Origin of the sequence: Streptococcus chosunensis (genome assembly GCF_003626515.1) — a bacterium.
In the GTDB taxonomy this organism is placed as follows: domain Bacteria; phylum Bacillota; class Bacilli; order Lactobacillales; family Streptococcaceae; genus Streptococcus; species Streptococcus chosunensis.
Window position 1 is genome coordinate 251,942 of record NZ_RBCK01000001.1, and the last position, 26,106, is coordinate 278,047.

The window sequence follows — 26,106 nt, forward strand, 5'->3', positions numbered from 1 at the left end:
AATATTGAAATCGATAACATTCCTATAGGAGAAAGTAATGAACAAACGTCTATTTTTAAAAATGAGTTTGGCGACGTTGTCAGTTTTAGCTTTGTTTTCACAATCAGTTTTAGCAGAAGAAAACATCCATTTTTCTAGCTGTAAGGAAGCTTGGGCTAATGGCTATTCAGATCTTCATGAGGGAGACCCTGGTTATTCTGCCAAGTTAGACCGTGATCATGATGGTGTGGCTTGTGAATTGAAAAATGCCCCTAAGGGCGCCTTTAAAGCAAAACAAGCAACTGAGGCTCAAACTGATACAAGTTCAGCAACAGCAAGTGGCTGGGTTAAGCAGGATGGTGCTTGGTATTACTTTGATGGAAATGGAAATCCAGTAAAAAATGCTTGGCAGGGAAGCTATTACCTGAAAGCTGATGGTAAAATGGCACAGAGCGAATGGATTTATGACTCTTCCTATCAAGCTTGGTATTATTTGAAATCAGATGGTTCTTATGCAAAAAATGCATGGCAAGGAGCTTACTACCTTAAATCAAACGGTAAAATGGCACAAGGTGAGTGGGTTTATGACTCTTCTTACCAGGCCTGGTATTACTTGAAATCGGATGGTTCATACGCTCGCAATGCATGGCAAGGGAATTACTATTTGAAATCAGATGGCAAAATGGCTAAAAATGAGCGAGTTGATGGAGGCCGCTACTACGTAGATGCTTCAGGTCTCTGGAAACCATAAATCAGATAAAATTTAGAAAGTTAATGCAAACCTTTGCATAAGTAACTGAATTTTGTTATACTAGTACTGTAAGCATTTTCAATTAATTCATAATGAAAAAGGAGAATATGATGAGTCAAAAGATTATTGGGATTGACCTTGGTGGAACTTCTATCAAATTTGCAATCTTGACAACAGCAGGAGAAATCCAAGAAAAATGGTCTATCAAGACCAACATTTTGGATGAGGGAAGTCATATCGTAGATGATATGATTGAGTCTATTCAACATCGTTTGGACTTGCTTGGATTGGCAGCAGCGGACTTCCAAGGAATTGGGATGGGATCACCAGGTGTGGTTGACCGTGAAAAAGGAACTGTTATTGGTGCCTACAACCTCAACTGGAAAACACTTCAACCAATCAAAGAGAAGATTGAAAAGGCTTTGGGTATTCCATTCTTCATCGATAATGATGCCAACGTAGCTGCTCTTGGTGAACGTTGGATGGGTGCTGGTGATAACCAACCAGACGTTGTCTTTATGACACTAGGTACAGGTGTTGGTGGCGGTATCGTTGCAGAAGGCAAATTGCTTCACGGTGTTGCTGGTGCAGCAGGTGAGCTTGGCCACATCACTGTTGACTTTGACCAACCAATCGCATGTACCTGTGGTAAGAAAGGCTGTCTTGAGACAGTCGCTTCTGCAACAGGGATTGTCAACTTGACTCGTCGCTATGCTGATGAATACGAAGGCGATGCAGCCTTGAAACGCTTGATTGATAACGGAGAAGAAGTAACTGCTAAGACTGTCTTTGATTTGGCAAAAGAAGGAGACGACCTTGCTTTGATCGTTTACCGTAACTTCTCACGTTACTTGGGAATCGCTTGTGCTAACATCGGATCAATCCTAAACCCATCAACAATCGTTATCGGTGGCGGTGTGTCAGCTGCAGGAGAATTCCTTCTACAAGGTGTTCAAAAGGTTTACGACGAAAATACTTTCCCACAAGTACGCACAACAACTAAATTGGCTCTTGCAACTCTAGGAAATGACGCTGGAATTATCGGAGCAGCATCACTTGTATTGCAATAAAATAAAAAAGGAGAAAATTGCTTTCCAGAAGCGAGTGATTTTCCTCCTTTCTTTTTTTATGCTATACTAGTTAGGACAATAAATGAGGTGAGAGAATGACAAAAGCAGATACGATTTTTAAAGAAAATATTGAACGAATCCTCAAAGACGGTGTCTTTTCAGAGCAAGCACGTCCCAAGTACAAGGATGGAACCGTTGCTAACTCCAAGTACGTAACAGGAGCCTTTGCCGAGTATGACTTGGCCAAGGGGGAATTCCCCATCACAACCTTGCGTCCTATTGCCATCAAATCCGCCATCAAGGAAGTACTCTGGATTTACCAAGACCAGTCAAATAGCCTAGACGTGCTCAATGACAAGTACAATGTTCACTACTGGAATGACTGGGAAGTGGGAGATACAGGAACTATTGGTGAGCGCTATGGTGCTGTTGTTAAGAAACACGACATCATCAATAAGCTTCTCAAACAGTTGGAAGCCAATCCTTGGAACCGTCGCAATATCATTTCGCTCTGGGATTACCAAGCTTTCGAAGAAACAGATGGGCTGCTCCCATGCGCCTTTCAGACCATGTTTGATGTCCGCCGTGTAGATGGAGAAATCTATCTGGATGCGACATTGACCCAGCGTTCGAATGACATGTTGGTGGCTCACCACATCAATGCGATGCAGTATGTGGCTCTTCAAATGATGATTGCTAAGCATTTTGGCTGGAAGGTAGGGAAGTTCTTCTACTTTATCAACAACCTCCATATCTATGACAATCAATTTGAACAAGCTCAGGAATTGCTCCGTCGTGAGCCATCAAACTGCCAACCACGTTTGGTCTTGAATGTGCCAGATGGGACTAATTTCTTTGATATTAAAGCAGAGGACTTTGAGTTGGTGGATTATGACCCTGTCAAGCCGCAGTTGAAGTTTGATCTAGCTATTTAAAAGAATAGAAAAAAGAAGTTGAGACAATAAATCCCAACTTCTTTTGTTTTTTAACGTGATACGCGGCGACGAGCTGCTTTTTTACGGTTTTCTTCGATGAAAGCTGCTTTTTGCTCCTCTGGTTCGATCACTTTCTTTTTAAATGCGTATACTGCACCTGCGACTGCAGCGACAGTTCCTGCGACACCTGTTACAAGACCTTTAGCGAATCCTTTAGCCATGAGTCTTCCTCCTTTATATTCTCAATCAGCCAGCCTCCTCAAGAGGTCACATTTTTCTGACTGATCTTTTTGTGTTATAATAATAGTAACGAAAAAATGGGAATTTTTCAAGGAAAAAAGATGAAAACAAAAATAATTGTGATCGTTGGACCGACTGCAGTTGGAAAAACGGCTCTCGCCATTGAAGTGGCCAAGCGTTTTAATGGCGAAGTGGTTAGTGGCGATAGTCAGCAGGTTTACCGAGGTCTAGATATTGGGACAGCAAAGGCTAGTCCAGAAGAGCAGGCAGCTGTTCCCCATCATTTAATCGATGTTAGAGAGGTAACCGAGTCTTACTCGGCTTTTGATTTTGTTTCAGAAGCTAAGATTGCCATTGAAGATATTCACAGTCGTGGCAAGCTGGCTATTATTGCTGGTGGGACTGGACTTTATATTCAGAGTTTACTAGAAGGCTATCATTTAGGTGGAGAGACTCCTCATGAGGAGATTTTGACCTATCGGGCTAGTTTGGAGCCTTATACAGATGAGGAATTAGCTCATCTTGTGGAGCAAGCAGGTCTTGAAATTCCCCAGTTTAATCGTCGTCGTGCTATGCGTGCCTTGGAAATTGCCCACTTTGGTCAGGATTTGGAAAATCAAGAGACCTTGTATGAACCATTGATTATCTGCTTAGATGATGAACGCAGTCAATTATATGAACGAATCAATCATCGAGTGGATTTGATGTTTGAGGCTGGGCTTTTGGATGAGGCCAAGTGGCTTTTTGACCATTACCCTGATGTGCAGGCTGCTAAAGGGATTGGTTACAAGGAACTCTTTCCTTACTTCCGTGGCGAGCAGACCTTGGAAGAAGCTAGTGATAGTCTCAAACAGGCGACCCGTCGTTTTGCCAAGCGTCAGCTGACCTGGTTCCGTAATCGCATGCAGGTCACTTTTTATCAGATAGGAGAGCCTGGCGTGGAGAACCGCATTTTAAGCCAGATAGAGGAGTTTTTAGATGATTGAAACGGAGAAAAAAGAGGAACGAGTCCTGCTGATTGGAGTTGAACTCCAGGGCATGGATAATTTTGACCTCTCCATGGAAGAATTGGCCAGTCTAGCTAAGACTGCTGGAGCTGTCGTAGTTGATACTTACAGACAAAAACGTGAAAAGTATGATTCTAAGACCTTTGTTGGCTCTGGTAAGTTGGAAGAAATTGCGCTCATGGTGGATGCAGAAGAAATTACCACTGTCATTGTCAACAACCGTCTGACCCCAAGGCAAAATGTCAATCTAGAAGAAGTTCTCGGTGTTAAGGTCATTGACCGTATGCAGCTGATTTTGGATATCTTTGCCATGCGAGCTCGAAGCCATGAAGGGAAGCTCCAAGTCCACTTAGCCCAGCTCAAATATCTCTTGCCTCGCTTGGTTGGTCAGGGGATTATGCTCAGTCGTCAGGCAGGGGGAATTGGTTCCCGTGGGCCTGGTGAAAGCCAGCTGGAGCTGAACCGTCGTAGCGTTCGCAATCAAATCACGGATATCGAGCGTCAGCTTAAAGTCGTTGAGAAAAATAGGGCGACAGTCAGAGAAAAACGTCTGGAGTCAAGCACCTTTAAGATTGGTTTGATTGGTTATACCAATGCTGGGAAGTCAACTATCATGAACACTTTGACCAGTAAGACACAGTATGAAGCAGACGAGCTTTTTGCAACTCTAGATGCGACGACTAAGAGTATCCATCTTGGGGGCAATCTACAGGTGACTTTAACTGATACGGTTGGTTTTATCCAAGATTTGCCGACCGAGTTGGTGTCCAGCTTCAAGTCAACCTTGGAAGAAAGCAAGCATGTTGATCTTCTAGTGCATGTTATCGATGCCAGCAACCCTTACCACGAGGAGCATGAAAAAACAGTTCTGTCTATTATGAAAGATTTGGATATGGAGGACATTCCTCGCCTGACCCTTTATAATAAAGCGGATTTGGTAGAGGATTTCACGCCTACCCAAACACCTTATGCTCTGATTTCTGCTAAGTCTGAGTATAGTCGTGAGAACTTGCAGGCACTATTTTTAGAGAAAATCAAGGATATTTTTGAATCTTTTACCTTGCGCGTGCCTTTTTCTAAGTCCTACAAGATTCATGATTTAGAAAGTGTTGCGATTTTGGAAGAACGTGATTATCAGGAGGACGGCGAAGTGATTAGAGGCTACATTTCTGAGAAAAACAAATGGAGGTTAGAAGAATTTTATGACTGATATCAAAACCTTGGCTCTAAAATATGGAGGCTATACAAGTCTGGATAAGGTCTATCTGGACCAACTTCTAGCTGGTAAAACAGAGCAGGAGCAGTTGGCACTTATTACACCTCCGCCCAGCGTTGTCAATGCTTATTTTGCAGAACTATATCAGAAAAAGAGTCCTGAGGCAGCGACAGCTTACTTTGCGGAACTCAGTCAGGAACTGAATCTTTACAATGTTGAACCAAGTTTCACACTAGAAAATAAGCCTTTTATTCGGCTTAATCTGTCTGGTAAATCCTTTGGTTTTTGTTATGAGAGTGAGGGTCTTGGTCGGATTTTCTCTGAAAATAAAGAGGTAATCTCGGATGACTTACTCTTTGAAATTGCGCAAATTTTCCCTCATCAGCTAGTATTTGAGGAGTCTGGCAAGATTTACATGAAGGCTGTCGGGGACGAGGAAGTTGTTAGTGTGGAAAATCTCACAGCTTTGACTGATTTGGAAAGCTTGGCTGACGGTCGTAAACGTCTCAAAGGTTACAGCCAAGAGGAGTTATTACAAGAAGCCACAGCTTTTTCTGGCAAGCGCTATTTCCGATCGGAAAACCGCACTGCCTTGTTATATATTGATTAATTAGAAAGTATCGAATGGATATTCAATTTTTAGGAACGGGGGCAGGTCAGCCCTCTAAAGCCCGCAACGTTTCCAGTCTCGCCCTGAAACTCTTGGACGAGATTAACGAAGTTTGGCTCTTTGACTGTGGAGAAGGTACGCAAAATCGCATTCTTGAAACCACAATTCGACCACGTAAGGTCAGCAAAATCTTTATCACCCACCTACATGGAGACCACATTTTTGGCCTGCCAGGTTTCCTTTCTAGCCGTGCCTTTCAGGCCAATGAAGAGCAGACAGATTTGGAAATCTATGGACCGCAAGGGATCAAGTCCTTTGTCTTAACCAGCCTTCGTGTGTCAGGTTCGCGTCTGCCTTATCGCATTCATTTTCATGAATTTGACCAAGATTCTTTAGGAAAAATCCTTGAGACCGATAAATTCACTGTCTATGCAGAAGAGCTGGACCACACTATTTTCTGTGTTGGTTACCGTGTCATGCAAAAGGACTTGGAAGGAACGCTGGATGCTGAAAAACTCAAGGCAGCTGGTGTCCCATTTGGCCCACTTTTTGGGAAAATCAAAAACGGCCAGGATGTTGTTTTGGAAGACGGAACTGAAATCAAGGCAGCAGACTATATCTCAGCGCCACGTCCTGGTAAGATTATTACCATTCTAGGCGATACCAGAAAAACCAATGCCAGTGTGCGTCTGGCTGTCAATGCCGATGTCCTTGTCCATGAATCCACTTATGGCAAGGGCGATGAAAAAATTGCTCGTAATCACGGCCACTCAACCAACATGCAGGCAGCGCAGGTGGCACTAGAAGCAGGTGCCAAACGCCTCCTGCTCAACCATATCAGTGCTCGTTTCCTCTCAAAAGATATCAGCAAGCTCAAAAAAGATGCGGCTAGTGTTTTTGAAAATGTCCATGTGGTCAAAGACTTAGAAGAAGTGGAAATCTAAAAGATTGGGAAAGGATAAGTATGCCTACTATTCTCATTACCGGAGCTAGCGGTGGCCTAGCCCAAGAAATGGTCAAACTCTTGCCAAATGACCAACTCATCTTGCTTGGTCGAAATAAGGAAAAATTAGCCCAACTCTACGGAAATCATCCCCATGCAGAATGGATTGAAATCGATATTACCGATGATTCAGCCTTAGAAACTCTGCTAGCAGATCTCTATCTCCGCTATGGCAAGATTGATGTTTTGATAAACAACGCTGGTTACGGGATCTTTGAGGAATTTGACCAGATTTCCGACCAAGATATTCATCAGATGTTCGAGGTCAATGCCTTTGCCCTAATGAATCTGTCTCGTCGCATTGCGGCAAGAATGAAGGAAAGTCGAAAAGGCCATATCATCAATATTGTTAGCATGGCAGGTTTGATCGCTACTGGCAAGTCTAGTCTCTACTCAGCGACCAAGTTTGCGGCCATTGGTTTTTCAAATGCTCTGCGCCTCGAACTCATGTCCTACAGTGTTTATGTAACGACGGTCAATCCAGGACCAATCCGCACAGGATTTTTTGACCAGGCCGATCCAGATGGAACCTATCTCAAGTCGGTTGACCGCTTCCTGCTAGAACCAGATGCAGTGGCTAAAAAGATTGTCAAGATTATAGGAAAAAACAAACGAGAACTCAATCTACCGATATTGTTGAACCTAGCCCATAAGTTTTATACCCTTTTTCCAAAGCTAGCTGATAAGCTGGCAGGGGATACTTTTAATTATAAATAGAAGAAGTTCCTTTTAAAGGGACTTTTTTACTTCTTTTAATTTAAAGGTTAATAAGTGTTTTTTCTTTTAAACTACATTCAGTTTTTTAATTCTTCTACAAATTTTAGAAAAAACTATCAAAAATATTATTTCATATGCTAAAGTATTGAAAATTCCTATATTATTTAATAAAATAAGGGTAAAAGACTATTTAAAGTATGCGCTTACATAAAAATGAAAGCGATTACCAAAAGGAGGATTTTATGGAAAAAAGCCATTGGAACCGTAAAAGAGTCTATAGCATTCGTAAATTTGCTGTAGGAGCTTGCTCAGTAATGATTGGAACTTGTGCAGTTCTATTCGCAGGAAATATAGCTGGAGAATCTGTAGTTAATGCGGATGAAACACCTATTACTCATACTGCTGAGAAACCTAAAGAGGAAAATCCTATAGTAGAAGAAAAGGTTGATCAAGCTTTGGAAACTAAAAATGTTGTCGAAAGTACAGCACAAAAACAACCTAGTGCCACTGAATCTATTTCATCTGAGAAGAAAGAAGATGAAGCAGTAACTCCAAAAGAGGAAAAAGCGTCTTCAAAATCTGAAGAAAAAGCTCCAAAGATAGAATCACAAGCTTCAAGTCAAGAAAAACCGCTCAAGGAAGATGTTAAAGCTGTGACCAATGAAGAAGTCAACCAAATGATTGAAGACAGAAAAGTGAATTTTAACCAAAATTGGCACTTTAAACTCAATGCGAATTCTAAAGAAGCCATTAAACCGGATGCAGATGTATCTACGTGGAAAAAATTAGATTTACCGCATGACTGGAGTATCTTTAATGATTTCGATCATGAATCTCCTGCACAAAATGAAGGTGGACAGCTTAACGGTGGAGAAGCTTGGTATCGCAAGACTTTCAAACTAGATGAAAAAGACCTCAAGAAAAATGTTCGCCTTACTTTTGATGGCGTCTACATGGATTCTCAAGTTTATGTCAATGGTCAGTTAGTGGGTCATTATCCAAATGGTTATAACCAATTTTCATATGATATCACTAACTATTTGAACAAAGATGGACGTGAGAATGTAATTGCTGTTCATGCAGTCAACAAACAACCAAGTAGCCGTTGGTATTCAGGTAGCGGTATTTACCGTGATGTGACTTTACAAGTGACAGATAAAGTTCATGTTGAGAAAAATGGGACAACCATCTTAACGCCAAAACTAGAACAACAACAACATGGCAAGGTTGAAACTCATGTGACCAGTAAAATCGTCAATACAGACGATAAAGACCATCAACTTGTAGCAGAATATCAAATCGTTGAACGTGGTGGTCAGGCTGTGACAGGTCTAGTACGTACAGAGAGTCGTACCTTGAAAGCACATGAAGTAACTAGTCTTGATGCGATTTTAGAAGTTGAAAGACCAAAACTCTGGACCGTTTTAAATGACAAACCGGCCTTGTATGAATTAGTTACACGTGTTTACCGGGACGGTCAATTAGTTGATGCTAAGAAAGATCTGTTTGGTTACCGATATTATAACTGGACTCCAAATGAGGGCTTCTCTTTGAATGGTGAACGCATTAAATTCCATGGAGTTTCATTGCACCATGATCATGGAGCGCTTGGAGCAGAAGAAAACTACAAGGCTGAGTACCGTAGACTGAAACAGATGAAGGAAATGGGAGTGAATTCGATTCGTACGACTCACAACCCAGCAAGTCCTCAGACTTTACAGATTGCAGCTGAACTTGGCTTACTTGTTCAAGAAGAGGCCTTTGATACTTGGTATGGCGGAAAGAAACCTTATGACTATGGACGTTTCTTTGAAAAAGATGCTACCCATCCTGAGGCTAAAAAAGGTGAAAAATGGTCCGACTACGATCTACGTACTATGGTAGAGAGAGACAAAAATAATCCTGCTGTTTTTATGTGGTCAATCGGAAATGAAATCGGTGAAGCAAATGGGGATCCCCATTCTCTAGCGACTGTTAAACGTCTAGTCAAAGTTATCAAGGATGTTGATAAGACTCGTTATGTTACCATGGGAGCAGATAAGTTCCGTTTCGGTAATGGTAGCGGTGGGCATGAAAAAATTGCTGATGAATTGGATGCTGTTGGATTTAACTACTCTGAAGATAATTACAAAGCCCTTCGAGCTAAGCATCCAAAATGGTTGATTTATGGGTCAGAAACATCTTCAGCAACGCGTACAAGAGGAAGTTACTTCCACCCAGAGCGTGAGTGGGTACAAAGTAATCAGTCATGGCGTAACTATGAACAGTCAGATTATGGAAATGACCGTGTTGGTTGGGGTAAAACGGCAACTGCTTCATGGACCTTTGATCGTGATAATGCTGGCTATGCTGGTCAATTCATTTGGACAGGTACGGACTATATCGGTGAACCAACTCCATGGCACAACCAAAACAACACGCCGGTTAAAAGCTCTTATTTTGGTATCGTAGATACTGCAGGTATTCCAAAAAACGACTTTTATCTTTACCAAAGTCAATGGGTTTCTGCAAAGAAAAAACCAATGGTTCACCTTCTTCCTCACTGGAACTGGGAAAACAAAGAGTTGATAGACAATGTAGCAGACGCGGAAAATAAAATCCCTGTACGTGCTTATTCTAATGCTGCAAGTGTAGAATTGTTCTTGAATGGAAAATCTCTTGGTCTTAAGACTTTCAACAAAAAACAAACTAGTGATGGACGAACTTACCAAGAAGGTGCTAATGCTAATGAACTTTATCTTGAATGGAAAGTTGCTTATCAACCAGGTACCTTGGAAGCAATTGCTCGTGATGAATCTGGCAAGGAAATTGCTCGAGATAAGATTACGACTGCTGGTAAGCCAGCGGCTGTTCGTCTTATCAAAGAAGATCATGCAATCGCAGCAGATGGAAAAGACTTGACATACATCTACTACGAAATCGTTGATAGCCAAGGGAATGTAGTACCAACTGCCAATAATCTGGTTCGCTTCCAATTACACGGACAAGGCCAACTTGTCGGTGTCGATAACGGGGAACAAGCCAGCCGTGAACGCTATAAGGCGCAAGCAGATGGTTCTTGGATTCGTAAAGCATTTAATGGTAAAGGTGTTGCCATTGTCAAATCAACTGAACAAGCAGGTAAATTCACGCTGACAGCCCATTCAGATCTCTTGAAATCTAGTCAAGTAACTGTCTTTACTGGTAAAAAAGAAGGACAAGAAAAGACTGTTTTGGGGACAGAAGTAGCAAGAGTTCGTACATTAATCGGTAAAGATCCAAAAATGCCGAAAACAGTAGGTTTTGTATACAGCGATGGTAGTCGTGAAAAACTTCCAGTAACTTGGTCTCAAGTCGATGTTAGTCAAGCAGGAGTTGTGACTGCTAAAGGTACAGCAAATGGACGTGAGGTAGAGGCTCGTGTCGAGGTTCTAGCAATTGCGAAAGAATTACCAACAGTTAAACGTGTTGCTCCAGGAGCAGACTTGAATACTGTAGATAAATATGTGTCAATACTAGTAACCGATGGAAGTGTACAAGAGTATGAAGTAGATAGCTGGGAGATTGCGGAAGCAGATAAAGCCAAACTTTCAGTAGCTGGATCACGTATTCAAATGACTGGTCAGTTAGCTGGAGAAACTATTCATGCAACCCTTGTGGTAGAAGAAGGAAAAGCTGCAGCACCTGTAGTGCCAACTGTTACTGTTGGCGGTGAGGCAGTAACAGGGCTTACTAGTCAACAACCAATGCAATACCGCACTCTTGCTTATGGTGCCCAATTGCCAGAAGTCACAGCAAGTGCTGAAAATGCTGATGTTACAGTTCTTCAAGCAAGCGCAGCAAACGGCATGCGTGCGAGCATCGTTGTTCAGTCTAAAGATGGTGGCCCTCTTCAAACCTATGCAATTCAATTCCTAGAAGAAGCACCAAAAATTGCTCACTTGAGCTTGCAAGTGGAACAAGCTGACGGTCTCAAAGAAGACCAAACAGTCAACTTGTCGGTTCGAGCTCATTATCAAGATGGAACGCAAGCTGTATTACCAGCTGATAAGGTGAGCTTCTCTACAAGCGGTGAAGGGGAAGTTGCAGTCCGAAAAGGAATGCTTGAGTTGCATAAACCAGGAGCACTTACTCTGAAAGCTGAATATGAGGATGCTACAGGTCAAATCAATCTCACTATACAAGCAAATACTGAGAAGAAGATTGCGCAATCCATTCGTCCTGTAAATGTAGTGACAGATTTACACCAAGAACCTACTCTTCCGTCAACAGTAACGGTTGAGTATGACAAAGGTTTCCCTAAAGCTCACAAAGTCACTTGGCAAGCTATTCCGAAAGAAAAACTAGACCACTATCAAAGCTTTGAAGTGTTAGGTAAAGTTGAAGGCATTGACCTGGAAGCGCGTGCTAAAGTATCTGTAGAAGGCATCGTTTCAGTTGAAGAAGTTAGTGTGACAACTCCAATCGCAGAAGCACCACAATTACCAGAAAGCGTTCGTACATATGATTCAAATGGTCACGTTTCATCAGCTAAGGTTGCATGGGATGCGATTCGTCCAGAGCAATACGCTAAGGAAGGTGTCTTTACAGTTAATGGTCGCTTAGAAGGTACTCAATTAACAACTAAACTTCATGTTCGCGTATCTGCTCAAACTGAGCAAGGTGCAAACATTTCTGACCAATGGACCGGTTCAGAATTGCCACTTGCCTTTGCTTCAGATTCAAATCCAACCGACCCTGTTTCAAATGTCAACGATAAATTGATTTCCTTTAATGACCGACCAGCCAATCGTTGGACAAACTGGAATCGTAGTAATCCAGAAGCTTCAGTCGGTGTTCTGTTTGGAGATTCCGGTATCTTGAGCAAACGCTCCGTTGATAATCTAAGTGTCGGATTCCACGAAGACCATGGAGTTGGTGCACCGAAGTCTTATGTGATTGAGTATTATGTTGGTAAGACTGTTCCAACAGCTCCTAAAAACCCTAGCTTTGTAGCCAATGAAGACCATGTATTTAACGATCCAGCTAATTGGAAACAAGTGACTAATCTAAAAGCTCCAGAACAACTCAAGGCTGGAGAAATGAATCACTTTAGCTTTGATAAAGTTGAAACTTATGCTGTTCGTATTCGCATGGTTAAAGCAGATAACAAGCGTGGAACGTCTATCACAGAAGTACAAATCTTTGTCAAACAAGTTGCGGCAGCCAAACAAGGACAAACAAGAATCCAAGTTGACGGCAAAGACTTAGCAAACTTCAACCCTGATTTGACAGACTACTACCTTGAGTCTGTAGATGGAAAAGTTCCGGCAGTCACAGCAAGTGTTAGCAACAATGGTCTAGCGACTGTTGTTCCAAGTGTTCGTGAAGGTGAGCCAGTTCGTGTCATCGCGAAAGCTGAAAATGGCGACATCTTAGGAGAATACCGTCTGCACTTCACTAAGGATAAAGACTTACTTTCTCGTAAACCAGTTGCTGCGGTTAAACAAGCTCGCTTGTTGCAACTAGGGCAACCACTTGAATTGCCGACTAAGGTTCCGGTTTACTTTACAGGTAAAGACGGTTACGAAACAAAAGACCTGACAGTTGAATGGGAAGAAGCTCCAGCAGAAAATCTGACAAAAGCAGGTCAATTTACTGTTCGAGGTCGTGTCCTTGGTAGCAATCTTACTGCTGAATTCACTGTACGAGTGACAGACAAACTTGGTGAGGCTCTTTCAGATAACCCTAACTATGATGAAAACAGTAACCAGGCCTTTGCTTCAGCAACTAATGATATTGACGACAGTTCTCATGACCGTGTGGACTATATCAATGATAGAGATCACTCTGAAAATCGTCGTTGGACAAACTGGTCTCCAACGCCATCTTCTAATCCAGAAGTATCAGCAGGTGTGATCTTCCGTGAAAATGGTAAGATTGTAGAGCGGACTGTTGCGCAAGCCAAACTTCACTTCTTTGCAGATAGTGGTACAGATGCACCATCTAAACTTGTTTTGGAACGTTATGTCGGTCCAGACTTTGAAGTGCCTACCTACTATTCAAACTACCAAGCCTACGAATCAGGACATCCATTCAACAACCCAGAAAATTGGGAAGCTGTTCCTTATCGTGCGGATAAAGACATTGAAGCTGGTGATGAAATAAACGTAACATTTAAAGCTGTTAAAGCCAAAGCCATGAGATGGCGTATGGAGCGTAAAGCAGATAAGAGTGGTGTTGCGATGATTGAGATGACCTTCCTTGCACCAAGCGAATTTCCTCAAGAAAGCACTCAATCGAAGATTCTTGTAGATGGAAAAGAACTTGCTGATTTCGCTGAAAATCGTCAAGATTATCAAATCACCTATAAAGGTCAACGTCCAAAAGTCTCAGTTGAAGAAACCAATCAAGTAGCTTCAACAGTTGTAGATAGTGGAGAAGACAGCCTTCCAGTACTTGTTCGCCTCGTTTCAGAAAGTGGAAAACAAGTTAAGGAATACCGTATCCAGTTGATCAAGGAAAAACCAGTTTCTGAGAAAACAGTTGCTGCTGTACAAGAAGAACTTCCGAAACTTGAATTTGTTGAAAACGATTTGGCCTACAAGATAGTTGAGAAAAAGGATTCTACGCTGTATCTAGGTGAAACTCGTGTAGAACAAGAAGGAAAAGTTGGAAAAGAACGTATCTTTACAAGCATTAATCCTGATGGAAGTAAGGAAGAAAAACTCCATGAAGTGTTAGAGGCACCAACAGACCGCATTGTCTTGGTTGGAACCAAAACAGGAACCTCTCTTCCAGAAGACGAAGTGAAAAATCTTGTTCGGAATCGCCCAGAGCTTGTAGTCGAAGAAGAAACCATTGACTTCAAGGTTCAGGAGCGTAAGTCTGATAAGTTGTATCTAGGTGAAACCCGTGTCCTCCAAGAAGGAAAACAAGGTGTCCGTGTTCGCTTGATTGAAGTAGAAAATGGAAAACGTCAGCTTAAAGAAACTTACGATAAAGTTGCTGCACAAGATCGTATCGTGGAAGTTGGAACAAAACCAGGCACCTCTCTTCCCGAAGACGAAGTGAAAAATCTTGTGCTTCATAGACCAGAGCTTGTAGTCGAAGAAGAAAGCATCGACTTCAAGTTTCAGGAGCGTAAGTCTGATAAGTTGTATCTAGGTGAAACCCGTGTCATTCAAGAAGGAAAACAAGGTGTCCGTGTTCACTTGATCGAAGTGGAAAATGGTAAACGCCAACTTAAAGAAACTTATGATAAAGTTGTTGCTCAAGATCGTATCGTGGAAGTTGGAACAAAACCAGGCACCTCTCTTCCAGAAGACGAAGTGAAAAATCTTGTGCTTAACAGACCTGAACTTGTAATTGAAGAAGAAACAATCGATTTCAAGGTTCAGGAACAAAAGAACGATAAACTTCCTGCAGGTGAAACACGAGTCCTCCAAGAAGGAAGACAAGGTGTCCGTGTTCACTTGATTGAGGTTGAAAATGGTAAGCGAACTGAAAAGGATAGCTATGATAAAGTTATGGCTCAAGATCGCATCATAGAAGTCGGTACAGCTGGCGAAACAACCAAACCAGTAGCTCAAGAAGCTAAAAAACCACAAGTGTCAGAAAAAGCAGCTACAAAACCAATCGCTTCAAGTGAATCTAGTCAAATTAACAAAGCGCAGTTACCAAATACAGGAAGTGCGGCAAGCCAAGCAGCAGTAGCAGCAGGCTTAGCTCTTCTCGGTTTGAGTGCAGGATTAGTAGCCACTAAAGGTAAAAAAGAAGATTAGAAATTTTGATACCTTCTTTATCATTAAAGACTAGTGAGAAGCTCTTGTCTTAGATAGAAGATTAATCCCTTAGAATGCAAGCTTCTAAGGGATTTTCTTTGTATAAAGTTGTATAGTGTTACTGTCTATCCTATTTTGTAGAGAAAGCAAAAATCCCTAGAAAATGTTTAGGGATTCGATTATTTCATTAAGAACAATTCAACAATCATCTCGATATACATAACAAGGGTTAATAAGAATCCTGCACGCCAGAAGAATTTGATGAATTTAGGATAGTAAAAGCTGCGTTTTTTCAAAAGGAAGAAAAAAACGAGAATAATGGCTAGGAGTGAGAGGGCTAGGCCTAGTCTAGGGAGGAAATTATGGGTAAAGGTTTTAGCTGTAATCAAGTAATACTCAAATACCAAGACTGGAAAAGCCAAATCCGCAAAGTTTCGTCCTAGTTTTTTTAATCTAAAAAGTTTGGTTATGATAATGCAGACTACTAAGGTCAGTATCAATAATAAAATAGATGCTAATTTCATTAAAATCATATCCATATTGTATCATAAAAAATCGCTAATGGAAACGAGAAACAGAGGAATTTATAGGAAAGTCAGGCTTTTGAGATTGTGGGTGTTTTTTGTTATAATGAAAGTTATGAAATCTTATAACACCTTGAATGATTATTATCGAAAACTCTTTGGAGAAAAGACCTTTAAAGTCCCTATTGACGCGGGATTTGACTGTCCCAATCGTGATGGAACTGTGGCTCATGGAGGCTGTACTTTTTGTACGGTTTCAGGTTCTGGAGATGCTATTGTCGCACCGGATGCGCCTATCCGTGAGCAATTTTATAAGGAAATTGACTTTATGCACCGTAAGTGGCCAGATGTGCAGAAGTATCTGGTTTATTTTCAAAATTTTACCAACACCCATGAAAAGGTGGAAGTTATCCGAGAGCGCTATGAGCAGGCTATCAACGAGCCAGGTGTGGTAGGAATCAATATCGGAACGCGCCCAGACTGTTTACCAGACGAAACCATCGAATATTTGGCTGAGTTATCGGAACGCATGCATGTGACGGTTGAATTGGGCTTGCAGACCACTTATGAAACAACCTCTGACCTGATTAATCGTGCCCATTCTTATGAATTGTACGTGGAAACGGTCAAGCGTTTGAGAAAGTATCCCAAGATTGAGATTGTTTCCCATCTGATCAATGGACTTCCTGGTGAAACCCATGAGATGATGATTGAAAATGTCCGCCGCTGTGTCACGGACAATGATATTCAAGGGATTAAACTGCATTTGCTTCACCTTATGACCAATACACGTATGCAACGAGATTACCACGAGGGACGTTTGCAGTTGATGAGTCAGGACGAATATGTCAAGGTTATCTGCGACCAATTGGAAATCATTCCCAAGCATATTGTCATCCATCGAATCACAGGAGATGCACCTAGAGATATGCTGATTGGTCCTATGTGGAGCCTCAATAAATGGGAAGTGCTAAATGCTATTGAAACTGAAATGCGACGTCGTGGAAGCGTTCAAGGATGTAAGGCTGTAAAACAGGAGTTTGAAAATGGAAAGACCACTTGAGATGGCACATGATTTTTTGGCTGAGGTAGTGACAAAAGAGGATATCGTAGTGGATGCGACTATGGGAAATGGTCATGACACGCTTTTTCTAGCCAAGCTAGCTAAGCAAGTCTATGCCTTTGATATTCAGGAGCAAGCCTTGGAAAAGACGCAAGATCGTTTGGACCAGGCTGATCTGACAAATGCCAAGTTAATCTTGCAAGGCCATGAGACACTGGACCAGTTTGTGACAGAAGCCAAGGCAGGGATTTTTAATCTGGGCTATCTGCCGTCTGCTGATAAGTCTGTCATTACCCAACCTCAGACAACGATTGAAGCATTAGAAAAGCTGTGTGGCTTACTTGTCAAAGGTGGACGAATCGCTATCATGATTTACTATGGGCATGAAGGTGGTGACCTTGAGAAAGATGCTGTCTTGGAGTTTGTTAGCCAGTTGAGCCAACAAGAGTACACAGCTGCCATTTACCGAACTTTAAACCAAGTCAACAACCCACCATTTTTAGTGATGATTGAAAAATTAGAGAGATATAGACATGGATAAACAATACCTACGTGAAAAGCTGGATGCCATGCGCCAGAATTTTGTTGAGTCAACCCACCACGAACGAGCGGTGGGAGTACTAGACCAAGCGCATATGAGCAAAAAAATGCTTAAAATCAAGAAAAAATTAGTTGCTCTTGAAATGGAACGGTGCCAGAGAAAAATTGAGCACAAAGACTGTTCCAAGATTGACCAAAAAATCCAAGAGCAGAAGGAGATATTTGAATCTTGCTGTAAAAAAGATTAAGGAGGATGTGCGTGGAATTACTGATTTACTTAATCCTATTTTTACTGGTCTTGATTGTCTCAAGTACAACCAATAAACTCCTGCCCTTTTTGCCTCTCCCTTTGGTGCAAATTCTGTTGGGAATTGTGATTGGTCTCTTTTTACCCAATACCGACTTTCACCTCAATACAGAGTTGTTTTTGGCTCTGGTTATCGGGCCCTTGCTTTTTCGAGAGTCGGAAGAAGCGGACATTACAGCTATTTTAAAACACTGGCGAATCATTGTTTATCTAATATTTCCAGTGATTTTCATCTCGACCCTGAGTTTGGGTGCCTTGGCCCACCTTCTTTGGTTCAGCCTTCCCTTGGCGGCTTGCTTGGCTGTTGGGGCAGCCCTTGGACCTACGGACTTGGTGGCCTTTGCCTCTCTTTCGGAGCGCTTTAGCTTTCCTAAGCGCGTGTCCAATATTCTTAAAGGTGAAGGACTCTTGAATGATGCATCAGGTTTGGTGGCCTTTCAGGTAGCTTTGACAGCCTGGACAACTGGGTCCTTTTCCCTTGGGCAAGCTAGTAGTTCGCTCATCTTTTCAATCCTAGGCGGTTTTTTAATTGGATTTTTAACAGCCATGACCAACCGTTTTCTCCATAGTTTCTTGCTGAGTGTACGAGCAACGGATATTGCTAGCGAACTTTTATTAGAATTGAGTTTGCCTCTGGTGACCTTCTTCCTGGCAGAAGAAGTACACGTTTCTGGGATTATTGCCGTTGTAGTTGCTGGGATTTTAAAGGCAAGCCGTTTTAAGAAAATTACGCTTCTCGAAGCTCAAGTGGATACGGTGACCGAGACGGTCTGGCACACAGTGAACTTTATGCTCAACGGTTCTGTCTTTGTGGTTTTAGGGATGGAGTTGGAAATGATAGCAGAACCTATCTTGACCAATCCAATCTACAATCCTTTGCTCCTGCTGGGATCTCTTGTCGCCCTTACCTTTGTCCTCTTTGCCATTCGTTTTGTCATGATTTATGGCTATTATGCCTATAGGACTAGACGCCTCAAGAAAAAGCTAAATAAGTATATGAAGGACATGCTTCTCTTGACCTTCTCAGGTGTTAAGGGAACGGTGTCGATTGCTACGATCCTTCTGATACCAAGTAATCTAGAGCAGGAGTATCCTCTCTTGCTATTCCTTGTCGCAGGTGTGACGCTTGTAAGCTTTTTAACAGGTCTCTTGGTCTTGCCTCATCTTTCTGATGAACAGGAAGAAAGCAAGGACCATCTCATGCATATCGCTATTTTGAATGAGGTAACGCTAGAGTTGGAAAAAGAGTTGGAAGACACCAGAAATAAACTTCCTCTCTATGCGGCTATTGACAATTATCATGGACGTATTGAAAATCTGATCCTGAGTCAAGAAAATAAGGGGGCTCAAGAAGATTGGGAGGCCTTGAAACTTCTTATCCTCAGTATTGAAAGTGATGGTTTAGAACAAGCTTACGAAGAAGGCAAGATGAGTGAGCGTGCTTATCGAGTCTACCAACGTTATTTGAAAAGCATGGAACAAAGTATCAATCGCAAGTTTGCTTCACGATTGACCTATTATTTCCTTGTTTCCTTGCGGATTTTACGTTTTCTCCTCCATGAAGTCTTTACTCTTGGCAAGACCTTCCGCAGTTGGAAAAATGAAGAATCACAGAAACTCAGAGCCCTTGACTATGACCAAATTGCAGAGCTCTATCTAGAAAATACAGAGATGATTATCGAAAGTTTGGAAAACCTTAAAGGGGTTTATAAGAGTTCTTTAATCAGTTTCATGCAGGATTCTCGTCTCCGAGAAACAGCTATCATCACCAGTGGTGCCTTTGTCGAACGGGTTATCAATCGTGTTAAACCAAACAATATCGATGAGATGCTGAGAGGTTATTATCTTGAGCGCAAGTTGATTTTTGAATATGAAGAAAAACGGTTAATTACGACCAAGTATGCCAAGAAGTTACGACAAAATGTGAATAATTTGGAGAACTATTCCTTGAAGGAAGCTGCCAATACCCTCCCTTATGATATGATGGAATTGGTAAGAAGAAATTAATCAAGATTGTAAGTGAAGGAGTGTGACATGAAAAAGTGGTGGAAAGAGCTGATAGATCAGCCTTTATTAAAAGCCTTTTTGCATTATTATCAAGCATCAGATAGTGAGTTGACCAGTGTTGCAGTAGCCTACTATTGGTTGATTTCGATTTTTCCGCTGCTTTTGGTGGTGGTCAATATCCTCCCTTATTTTCAGATTCCAGTTTCTAATTTTTTAAAGGTTGTCAATGAATTTTTGCCCGATACCATGTATGATGTGGTGGCAAAGATTATTACAGAAGTGCTGACCCAACCTTCAACGGGCTTATTGAGTTTTGCGGTTTTGTCAGCCCTATGGACCTTTTCAAAATCCATGAATTTCCTACAGAAAGCCTTTAATAAAGCTTACGGAGTAGCTAAGAGTAGAGGTTTAATTTACCAGCAATTGATGAGTTTACTAGTCAGTTTTGGCTTGCAAATCCTTTTTGCCTTAGCTCTCTTTCTCAGTGTCTTTGGTCGCATGCTTCTCAACCTTATCAAAAGCTACTGGAAATCGGATAGTCCTCTCTTTGATTATCTGCAAGATCTAACAGGCCCCTTGGTCTATGCCTTGATTTTTGCAATCTTGGTCATGCTCTACTATTTCCTGCCCAATGTTAAGGTCCGACGGATTCGACATGTATTGCCAGGGAGTGCCTTTGTCTTGTTGACCCTGGCCTTACTGCTCAATATCTTTTCAGTCTATGTTAACAATTATGTCAATCACATAGTGGACGTACGTTTTTTCAGTTCCGTCGTCGTGGTGGTCATGATGTTCTGGTTTATTCTCATCGCTAAGATTTTGATTGTCGGCGCGGTTATCAATGCCAGTGTTCAGAGTTTGAAAGATCCGGCCTTTAGAATAAATTAACTCATTTTTTATCCATTACAAAACGCATATTATCAGGCTTTATAAAACCTTGATAATATGCGCTTTTTTCGATTGTGAAAATTAATAGATAAACATGGCATCGCCAAAACTAAAGAAGCGGTAGTGTTTTTGAATGGCATGGTGGTAGGCATCTAGGACCAATTCACGGCCTGCAAAAGCAGAAACCAACATGACCAGAGTTGATTTTGGCAGGTGGAAGTTGGTTGAGAAGGCATCCACGATCTTCCATTCATAACCAGGTTTGATAAAGATATTGGTCCAGCCAGAATCTGCTTGGATTTGTCCCTCAAACTTGGAACCAATAGTCTCCAAGGTGCGGATAGAAGTGGTTCCGACAGCAATAACACGACCACCATTTTCCTTAACAGAGCGAAGAGTGGCAGCAGCTTCCTCAGAAAGTTGATAGAATTCTGAGTGCATTTCGTGTTCATCCAGATTATCCACAGAAACAGGTCTAAAGGTTCCGAGTCCGACATGAAGAGTCAGATAGACTAGATGAACTCCTTTAGCTTGGATTTCTGCCAGCAGTTCTTTGGTAAAGTGCAGTCCAGCAGTTGGTGCTGCAGCAGAGCCACTTTCCTTGGCGTAAACGGTTTGATAGCGTTCACGGTCATCTAGTTTTTCGTGGATATAAGGTGGCAGAGGCATTTCACCCAGACTTTCCAAAACTTCTAGGAAAATTCCTTGGTATTCAAATCGGACAATACGGCCCCCGTGGGTCAATTCTTCTGTAACGATAGCGCTGAGGCGACCATCACCAAAGCTGACGCGAGTGCCAACCTTGAGACGTTTGGCAGGTTTAGCCAGAACTTCCCACTCATCTCCACTAGTATTTTTGAGCAGGAGCAGTTCCACATGACCTCCGGTTTCTTCCTTTTGACCATAGAGGCGGGCAGGGAGAACACGGGTATCGTTCATAACAAGGGCATCACCAGGTTCCAGCATATCAATAATAGAGTGGAAGTGTTTATCCTGCATTTCTCCCGTCTCACGGTTGACGATGAGGAGTTTAGAGGCGTCCCGTTTTTCAAGAGGCGTTTGGGCAATCAATTCCTCGGGTAAGTGGAAATCAAAATCAGCTGTATTCATATATCTGTTCATTCTTTCTAAGTTCTAATCTTATCCATTATAACATGTTTCAAGTTTGGACGCTCTTTTTTTGAAAATTAAATCGTTTTCACTTGACAAAAATTGGTCTATACCATATAATGAATATAGATTGAAACGGAGGATAAAAAGATGAAAGTTATTAAAGTTGAAAACCAAATCGAAGGTGGAAAAGTTGCTTTCGAGATTTTGAAGGAAAAATTGGCCAATGGAGCTCAAACCCTAGGACTTGCGACAGGAAGTAGCCCACTTGAATTTTACAAGGAAATTGTTGAAAGTGACCTTGATTTTTCAAACCTAACTAGTGTGAACCTTGATGAATATGTAGGCCTTGATGGTGACAACCCACAGTCTTACCGTTATTTCATGCAAGAAAACTTGTTCAACCAAAAACCATTTAAAGAAAGTTTCTTGCCTCGTGGGGTTAAGGACAATGCTGAAGCTGAAGTTGAACGCTACAACCAAATTTTGGATGACCATCCTGTTGACCTCCAAATCTTGGGAATCGGTCGCAATGGACATATCGGATTTAATGAGCCTGGTACTTCATTTGACAGTCAAACGCATCTAGTAGAACTTGACCAGTCTACTATTGAAGCCAATGCGCGCTTCTTTGACAAGATTGAAGACGTCCCAACTCAAGCTATTTCAATGGGGATTAAAAACATCTTGGATGCTAAGTCAATTCTTCTCTTTGCTTACGGTGCATCAAAAGCAGAAGCCATTGCCGGAACAGTGTCTGGCCCAGTGACTGAGAACCTCCCAGCAAGTAGCCTACAAAACCACCCTGATGTGACGATTATTGCAGATGCTGAGGCACTAAGCTTACTTGAAAAGTAAAAATACAAGAACCACTTGCTCTTTGGAGTAAGTAGTTTTAGACATATAAAACTTCAACATTACGATAGGAGGACACATGAATAAAGAAGAATTTCTAAAAATAAAAGAAGCGTATAAGAGTGCTAGAACGGAAGAAAGAGAAAGTATAATAGACTTTCTTCTAAATAAGAAAGATAATGATGGAAACTTAGTATTTTTAAAAGAGAAAGATGGCACTGATACATTTGTAAAGACAAGTGGAGGATGTGGAAAACCAAATTACTCATCAGGAGGTACTTTATCTAGACCGTATGATTTATCAAATCACATGTATATTGATTTGTCTTATAAAGGAAATGAAATCTTAATCTCTTTACAGTCTTTTGATATTGATCCAAATAGTAAAGAACTTCACGTCTTATATGATAGAATAGGCATCTTATTTGAACCATCTAAAAAAATTCCAATTTCTAAAGATTGCTATACAATAACTAAAGTCAGTGATGCTTTTCTTAAAATGGAAACAACAAACTGGGAATTACCTTTATCTGAAGCAGATATGGAGGAGATGGTGAACTATATTATTAATCATTATGAAGAATAAAAAACTTAGTTTCCTCTTGACAATTATTCCTTTTACGTGTAAAATGGAATAGATCTTGAACTTGAAGGGAGTGAAAAAAATGTCTAAAACAGTAGTACGTAAGAATGAATCTCTTGACGACGCACTTCGTCGTTTCAAACGTGCGGTTACTAAAGCTGGTACTCTTCAAGAAACACGCAAACGTGAATTCTATGAAAAACCTTCTGTAAAACGTAAACGTAAATCAGAAGCAGCTCGTAAACGTAAAAAATTCTAATTAGAAATGAAAGACTAGAGAAATCTAGTCTTTTTCTTTTAAATAAATACTACAAATCCTGCAAAAATCTCAAATATCCTCCTACAATTTGATATAATAGTAAAAAGAACTCATTTGAAGGAGGAAATGATGTCGGTTTTAGTAAAAGAAGTGATTGAAAAGCTTAGACTAGACATTGTCTATGGCGAACCAGAATTACTTGAAAAGGAAATTAATACCGCGGACATTACGCGACCTGGTCTTGAAATGACAGGCTATTTTGATTATTATACGCCAGAGCGAATCCAGCTCTTGGGAATGAAGGAGTGGTCCTATCTCGTTTCAATGTCCTCTCACAACCGTTACCAAGTCTTGAAAAAAATGTTTCTACCTGAGACACCTGCGGTTATTGTTGCTCGTGGTTTGGTAGTTCCAGAGGAAATGTTAAAGGCAGCCAGAGAATGTAAGATTGCCATCTTAACCAGCCGTACGGCAACCAGTCGTTTATCTGGAGAGTTATCTAGTTATCTGGATTCACGTTTAGCAGAACGTACCAGTGTGCACGGGGTCTTGATGGATATCTATGGGATGGGTGTCTTGATTCAGGGTGATAGTGGAATCGGTAAGAGTGAGACGGGTCTAGAGCTTGTCAAACGTGGTCACCGCTTGGTGGCTGATGACCGTGTCGATATCTTTGCCAAGGACGAGATTACTCTTTGGGGTGAACCAGCTGAAATCTTGAAACACTTGATTGAAATTCGTGGGGTTGGAATTATCGATGTTATGAGTCTCTACGGTGCGAGTGCGGTCAAGGATTCTTCACAAGTCCAGCTGGCCGTTTACTTGGAAAATTACGATACACATAAGACTTTTGATCGTCTGGGAAACAATGCAGAGGAACTTGAAATTTCTGGCGTATCTATTCCTCGTATCCGTATCCCGGTGAAAACAGGTCGTAATATCTCTGTCGTGATTGAGGCTGCTGCCATGAATTATCGTGCCAAGGAAATGGGCTTTGATGCGACGCGTTTGTTCGAAGAACGTTTGACAAATCTTATTGCTCAAAACGAGGTGCCGAATGCTTGATCCAATTGCTATTCATCTAGGCCCTCTAGCCATTCGATGGTATGCCTTGTGTATTGTGACAGGCTTGATTCTTGCGGTTTATTTGACTATGAAAGAAGCGCCTAGAAAGAAAATCATACCAGACGATATTTTAGATTTTATCTTGATAGCCTTTCCCTTGGCTATTTTAGGAGCGCGTCTCTACTATGTTATTTTCCGTTTTGATTACTATAGTCAGAACTTGGGAGAAATTTTTGCCATTTGGAATGGTGGTTTGGCCATTTACGGTGGTTTGATTACTGGGGCTCTTGTACTCTATATCTTTGCTGATCGTAAACTCATTAATACTTGGGATTTTCTAGACATTGCGGCGCCTAGCGTCATGATTGCCCAAAGTTTGGGTCGCTGGGGCAATTTCTTTAACCAAGAAGCCTACGGTGCAGCAGTGGATAATCTGGATTATCTACCTGGCTTTATCCGTGACCAGATGTATATTGAGGGAAGCTACCGTCAACCGACCTTCCTTTACGAGTCTCTATGGAATCTGCTTGGCTTTGCCTTGATTCTGATCTTTAGACGAAAATGGAAGAGTCTCAGACGAGGTCATATCACTGCTTTCTACTTGATTTGGTATGGTTTCGGTCGAATGGTCATCGAAGGCATGCGGACAGATAGCCTCATGTTCTTTGGACTTCGAGTGTCTCAATGGCTTTCGGTTGTTCTTATCGGTCTCGGTATTTTTATCATTCTCTATCAAAATCGAAAGAAAGCCCCTTACTATATTTCTGAGGAGGAAAACTAAATGTTAGAAGTTGCATATATTCTTGTAGCCCTTGCTTTGATTGTCTTTTTAGTGTATCTAATTATTACTGTACAAAAGCTTGGTCGTGTTATTGACGAAACAGAAAAGACAATTAAAACCTTGACTTCAGATGTGGATGTGACCTTGCATCATACCAATGAATTGCTGGCTAAGGTCAATGTCTTGGCAGATGATATCAATGTTAAGGTGGCAACGATTGATCCACTCTTTAGTGCCGTTGCAGATTTATCCCTATCTGTTTCAGACCTCAATGACCATGCGCGTGTCTTGAGTAAGAAAGCTTCATCAGCTGGTTCAAAAACACTCAAGACTGGTGCAAGTTTGTCAGCTCTACGTGTCGCAAGTAAATTTTTCAAAAAATAAAAAAGGAGAATTCTTATGGGTAAACTATCTTCAATCCTTTTAGGAACCGTTTCAGGTGCAGCTCTTGCCTTGTTTTTAACAAGTGACAAGGGCAAGCAAGTTTGCAGTCAGGCTCAAGATTTTCTGGATGATTTGAGAGAAGATCCTGAGTATGCCAAGAAGCAGGTCTGTGAAAAACTGACAGAAGTCAAGGAGCAGGCTACAGATTTTGTTCTTAAAACTAAAGAACAGGTTGAGTCAGGTGAAATCACTGTGGACAGCGTACTTGCTCAAGCTAAATCATGTGCTCGTCAAGCGACAGAAGTATCAAAAGATCGATACAATAATATCAAAGAGCAATGGCAAGAAAAAGCCGAAACTCTTGATGAATCAGAAGAGATTGTTATTGACATAACAGAAGAATAAATCATCACCATCTCTGGACGGACTATGTATCTGGGGATGGTGATTTTTTTCTCGTAGCCTGTCTT

24 protein-coding genes are annotated in these 26,106 nt (G+C 41.4%); 21 read left to right on the plus strand and 3 right to left on the minus strand.

Going from position 1 to position 26,106, the window contains the following annotated elements; translation table 11 throughout:
• Positions 1-37: 37 nt before the first annotated feature.
• From D7D54_RS01200 to D7D54_RS01210, 3 genes are all read left to right on the plus strand, one after another.
• Complete coding sequence (locus D7D54_RS01200) at positions 38-730, plus strand: excalibur calcium-binding domain-containing protein (protein WP_020902450.1); 693 nt, start codon at positions 38-40, stop codon at positions 728-730.
• A 110-nt stretch (positions 731-840) separates the two neighbouring features.
• Positions 841-1,800 carry an ROK family glucokinase gene (locus D7D54_RS01205; RefSeq protein WP_120718630.1) on the plus strand — a complete coding sequence of 320 codons (960 nt, stop codon included), beginning with the start codon at positions 841-843 and terminating at the stop codon, positions 1,798-1,800.
• Positions 1,801-1,895: 95 nt separating this feature from the next.
• Positions 1,896-2,735 (plus strand): thymidylate synthase, encoded by an 840-nt coding sequence (locus D7D54_RS01210; RefSeq protein WP_050390103.1) that lies wholly within the window; start codon positions 1,896-1,898, stop codon positions 2,733-2,735.
• A gap of 50 nt (positions 2,736-2,785) precedes the next feature.
• On the opposite strand, the gene D7D54_RS01215 is transcribed toward D7D54_RS01210, so the two are convergent.
• On the minus strand, positions 2,786-2,956 hold the full coding sequence (locus D7D54_RS01215) for a DUF3042 family protein (RefSeq protein WP_001051780.1): 171 nt from the start codon (positions 2,954-2,956) through the stop codon (positions 2,786-2,788).
• 120 nt (positions 2,957-3,076) lie between these two features.
• Here D7D54_RS01215 and miaA point away from each other — a divergent pair, with 120 nt between their 5' ends.
• The 6 genes from miaA to D7D54_RS01245 all read left to right on the plus strand — a co-directional run bounded on the left by miaA (position 3,077) and on the right by D7D54_RS01245 (position 15,270).
• Entirely contained in the window at positions 3,077-3,961 is an 885-nt protein-coding gene (gene miaA, locus D7D54_RS01220) for a tRNA (adenosine(37)-N6)-dimethylallyltransferase MiaA (RefSeq protein WP_120718631.1), read from the plus strand.
• A complete protein-coding gene (gene hflX, locus D7D54_RS01225; protein ID WP_120718632.1) occupies positions 3,954-5,192 on the plus strand; it encodes a GTPase HflX in 1,239 nt (412 codons plus the stop codon). Before miaA ends, hflX begins: the two co-directional genes overlap by 8 nt.
• Positions 5,185-5,808, plus strand: coding sequence for a cystathionine beta-lyase (locus D7D54_RS01230; protein WP_120718633.1), 624 nt, complete (start codon positions 5,185-5,187; stop codon positions 5,806-5,808). The genes hflX and D7D54_RS01230 overlap by 8 nt, the downstream gene beginning before the upstream one ends.
• A 14-nt stretch (positions 5,809-5,822) precedes the next feature.
• On the plus strand, positions 5,823-6,752 hold the full coding sequence (gene rnz / locus D7D54_RS01235; RefSeq protein ID WP_033681589.1) for a ribonuclease Z: 930 nt from the start codon (positions 5,823-5,825) through the stop codon (positions 6,750-6,752).
• 20 nt (positions 6,753-6,772) lie between these two features.
• Positions 6,773-7,528 carry an SDR family NAD(P)-dependent oxidoreductase gene (locus D7D54_RS01240; protein WP_120718634.1) on the plus strand — a complete coding sequence of 252 codons (756 nt, stop codon included), beginning with the start codon at positions 6,773-6,775 and terminating at the stop codon, positions 7,526-7,528.
• A gap of 242 nt (positions 7,529-7,770) precedes the next feature.
• Entirely contained in the window at positions 7,771-15,270 is a 7,500-nt protein-coding gene (locus D7D54_RS01245) for a glycoside hydrolase family 2 protein (protein WP_120718635.1), read from the plus strand.
• Between the two features lie 179 nt (positions 15,271-15,449).
• On the opposite strand, the gene D7D54_RS01250 is transcribed toward D7D54_RS01245, so the two are convergent.
• A complete protein-coding gene (locus tag D7D54_RS01250) occupies positions 15,450-15,809 on the minus strand; it encodes a DUF3397 family protein (RefSeq protein WP_004269933.1) in 360 nt (119 codons plus the stop codon).
• A gap of 91 nt (positions 15,810-15,900) precedes the next feature.
• On the opposite strand from D7D54_RS01250, the gene mnmL reads away from it, so the two are divergent.
• Genes mnmL through D7D54_RS01275 form a run of 5 tightly spaced genes read left to right on the plus strand, consistent with a single transcriptional unit; the run spans position 15,901 to position 20,599 of the window.
• Positions 15,901-16,857 (plus strand): tRNA modification radical SAM protein MnmL/YtqA, encoded by a 957-nt coding sequence (mnmL, locus tag D7D54_RS01255; RefSeq protein ID WP_120718636.1) that lies wholly within the window; start codon positions 15,901-15,903, stop codon positions 16,855-16,857.
• Positions 16,841-17,398, plus strand: coding sequence for a tRNA 5-(aminomethyl)-2-thiouridylate-methyltransferase MnmM (mnmM, locus tag D7D54_RS01260; protein ID WP_162496581.1), 558 nt, complete (start codon positions 16,841-16,843; stop codon positions 17,396-17,398). Before mnmL ends, mnmM begins: the two co-directional genes overlap by 17 nt.
• A complete protein-coding gene (locus tag D7D54_RS01265) occupies positions 17,391-17,645 on the plus strand; it encodes a hypothetical protein (protein WP_033681594.1) in 255 nt (84 codons plus the stop codon). Before mnmM ends, D7D54_RS01265 begins: the two co-directional genes overlap by 8 nt.
• 11 nt (positions 17,646-17,656) lie before the next feature.
• Complete coding sequence (locus tag D7D54_RS01270) at positions 17,657-19,711, plus strand: cation:proton antiporter (protein WP_120718638.1); 2,055 nt, start codon at positions 17,657-17,659, stop codon at positions 19,709-19,711.
• 27 nt (positions 19,712-19,738) lie between these two features.
• Positions 19,739-20,599 carry a YihY/virulence factor BrkB family protein gene (locus tag D7D54_RS01275; RefSeq protein WP_120718639.1) on the plus strand — a complete coding sequence of 287 codons (861 nt, stop codon included), beginning with the start codon at positions 19,739-19,741 and terminating at the stop codon, positions 20,597-20,599.
• A gap of 81 nt (positions 20,600-20,680) precedes the next feature.
• Here the strand turns inward: D7D54_RS01275 and queA are convergent, their stop codons facing one another.
• The gene (gene queA / locus D7D54_RS01280; protein WP_120718640.1) at positions 20,681-21,709 is read right to left on the minus strand and encodes a tRNA preQ1(34) S-adenosylmethionine ribosyltransferase-isomerase QueA; all 1,029 of its coding nucleotides are present in this window, start codon (positions 21,707-21,709) and stop codon (positions 20,681-20,683) included.
• A gap of 150 nt (positions 21,710-21,859) precedes the next feature.
• Here queA and D7D54_RS01285 point away from each other — a divergent pair, with 150 nt between their 5' ends.
• The 7 genes from D7D54_RS01285 to D7D54_RS01315 all read left to right on the plus strand — a co-directional run bounded on the left by D7D54_RS01285 (position 21,860) and on the right by D7D54_RS01315 (position 26,041).
• Positions 21,860-22,567 (plus strand): glucosamine-6-phosphate deaminase, encoded by a 708-nt coding sequence (locus tag D7D54_RS01285; RefSeq protein WP_120718641.1) that lies wholly within the window; start codon positions 21,860-21,862, stop codon positions 22,565-22,567.
• Between the two features lie 76 nt (positions 22,568-22,643).
• Positions 22,644-23,150, plus strand: coding sequence for a hypothetical protein (locus D7D54_RS01290; RefSeq protein ID WP_120718642.1), 507 nt, complete (start codon positions 22,644-22,646; stop codon positions 23,148-23,150).
• A 79-nt stretch (positions 23,151-23,229) separates the two neighbouring features.
• Entirely contained in the window at positions 23,230-23,406 is a 177-nt protein-coding gene (rpsU, locus tag D7D54_RS01295; RefSeq protein WP_000048054.1) for a 30S ribosomal protein S21, read from the plus strand.
• A gap of 129 nt (positions 23,407-23,535) precedes the next feature.
• The gene (gene hprK / locus D7D54_RS01300) at positions 23,536-24,471 is read left to right on the plus strand and encodes an HPr(Ser) kinase/phosphatase (protein WP_000115154.1); all 936 of its coding nucleotides are present in this window, start codon (positions 23,536-23,538) and stop codon (positions 24,469-24,471) included.
• Entirely contained in the window at positions 24,464-25,252 is a 789-nt protein-coding gene (gene lgt, locus D7D54_RS01305) for a prolipoprotein diacylglyceryl transferase (RefSeq protein WP_000886651.1), read from the plus strand. Before hprK ends, lgt begins: the two co-directional genes overlap by 8 nt.
• Positions 25,253-25,636, plus strand: coding sequence for a DUF948 domain-containing protein (locus tag D7D54_RS01310; protein ID WP_000895044.1), 384 nt, complete (start codon positions 25,253-25,255; stop codon positions 25,634-25,636).
• Positions 25,637-25,651: 15 nt separating this feature from the next.
• A complete protein-coding gene (locus D7D54_RS01315) occupies positions 25,652-26,041 on the plus strand; it encodes a YtxH domain-containing protein (RefSeq protein WP_120718643.1) in 390 nt (129 codons plus the stop codon).
• The last annotated feature ends 65 nt before the right edge of the window (positions 26,042-26,106 follow it).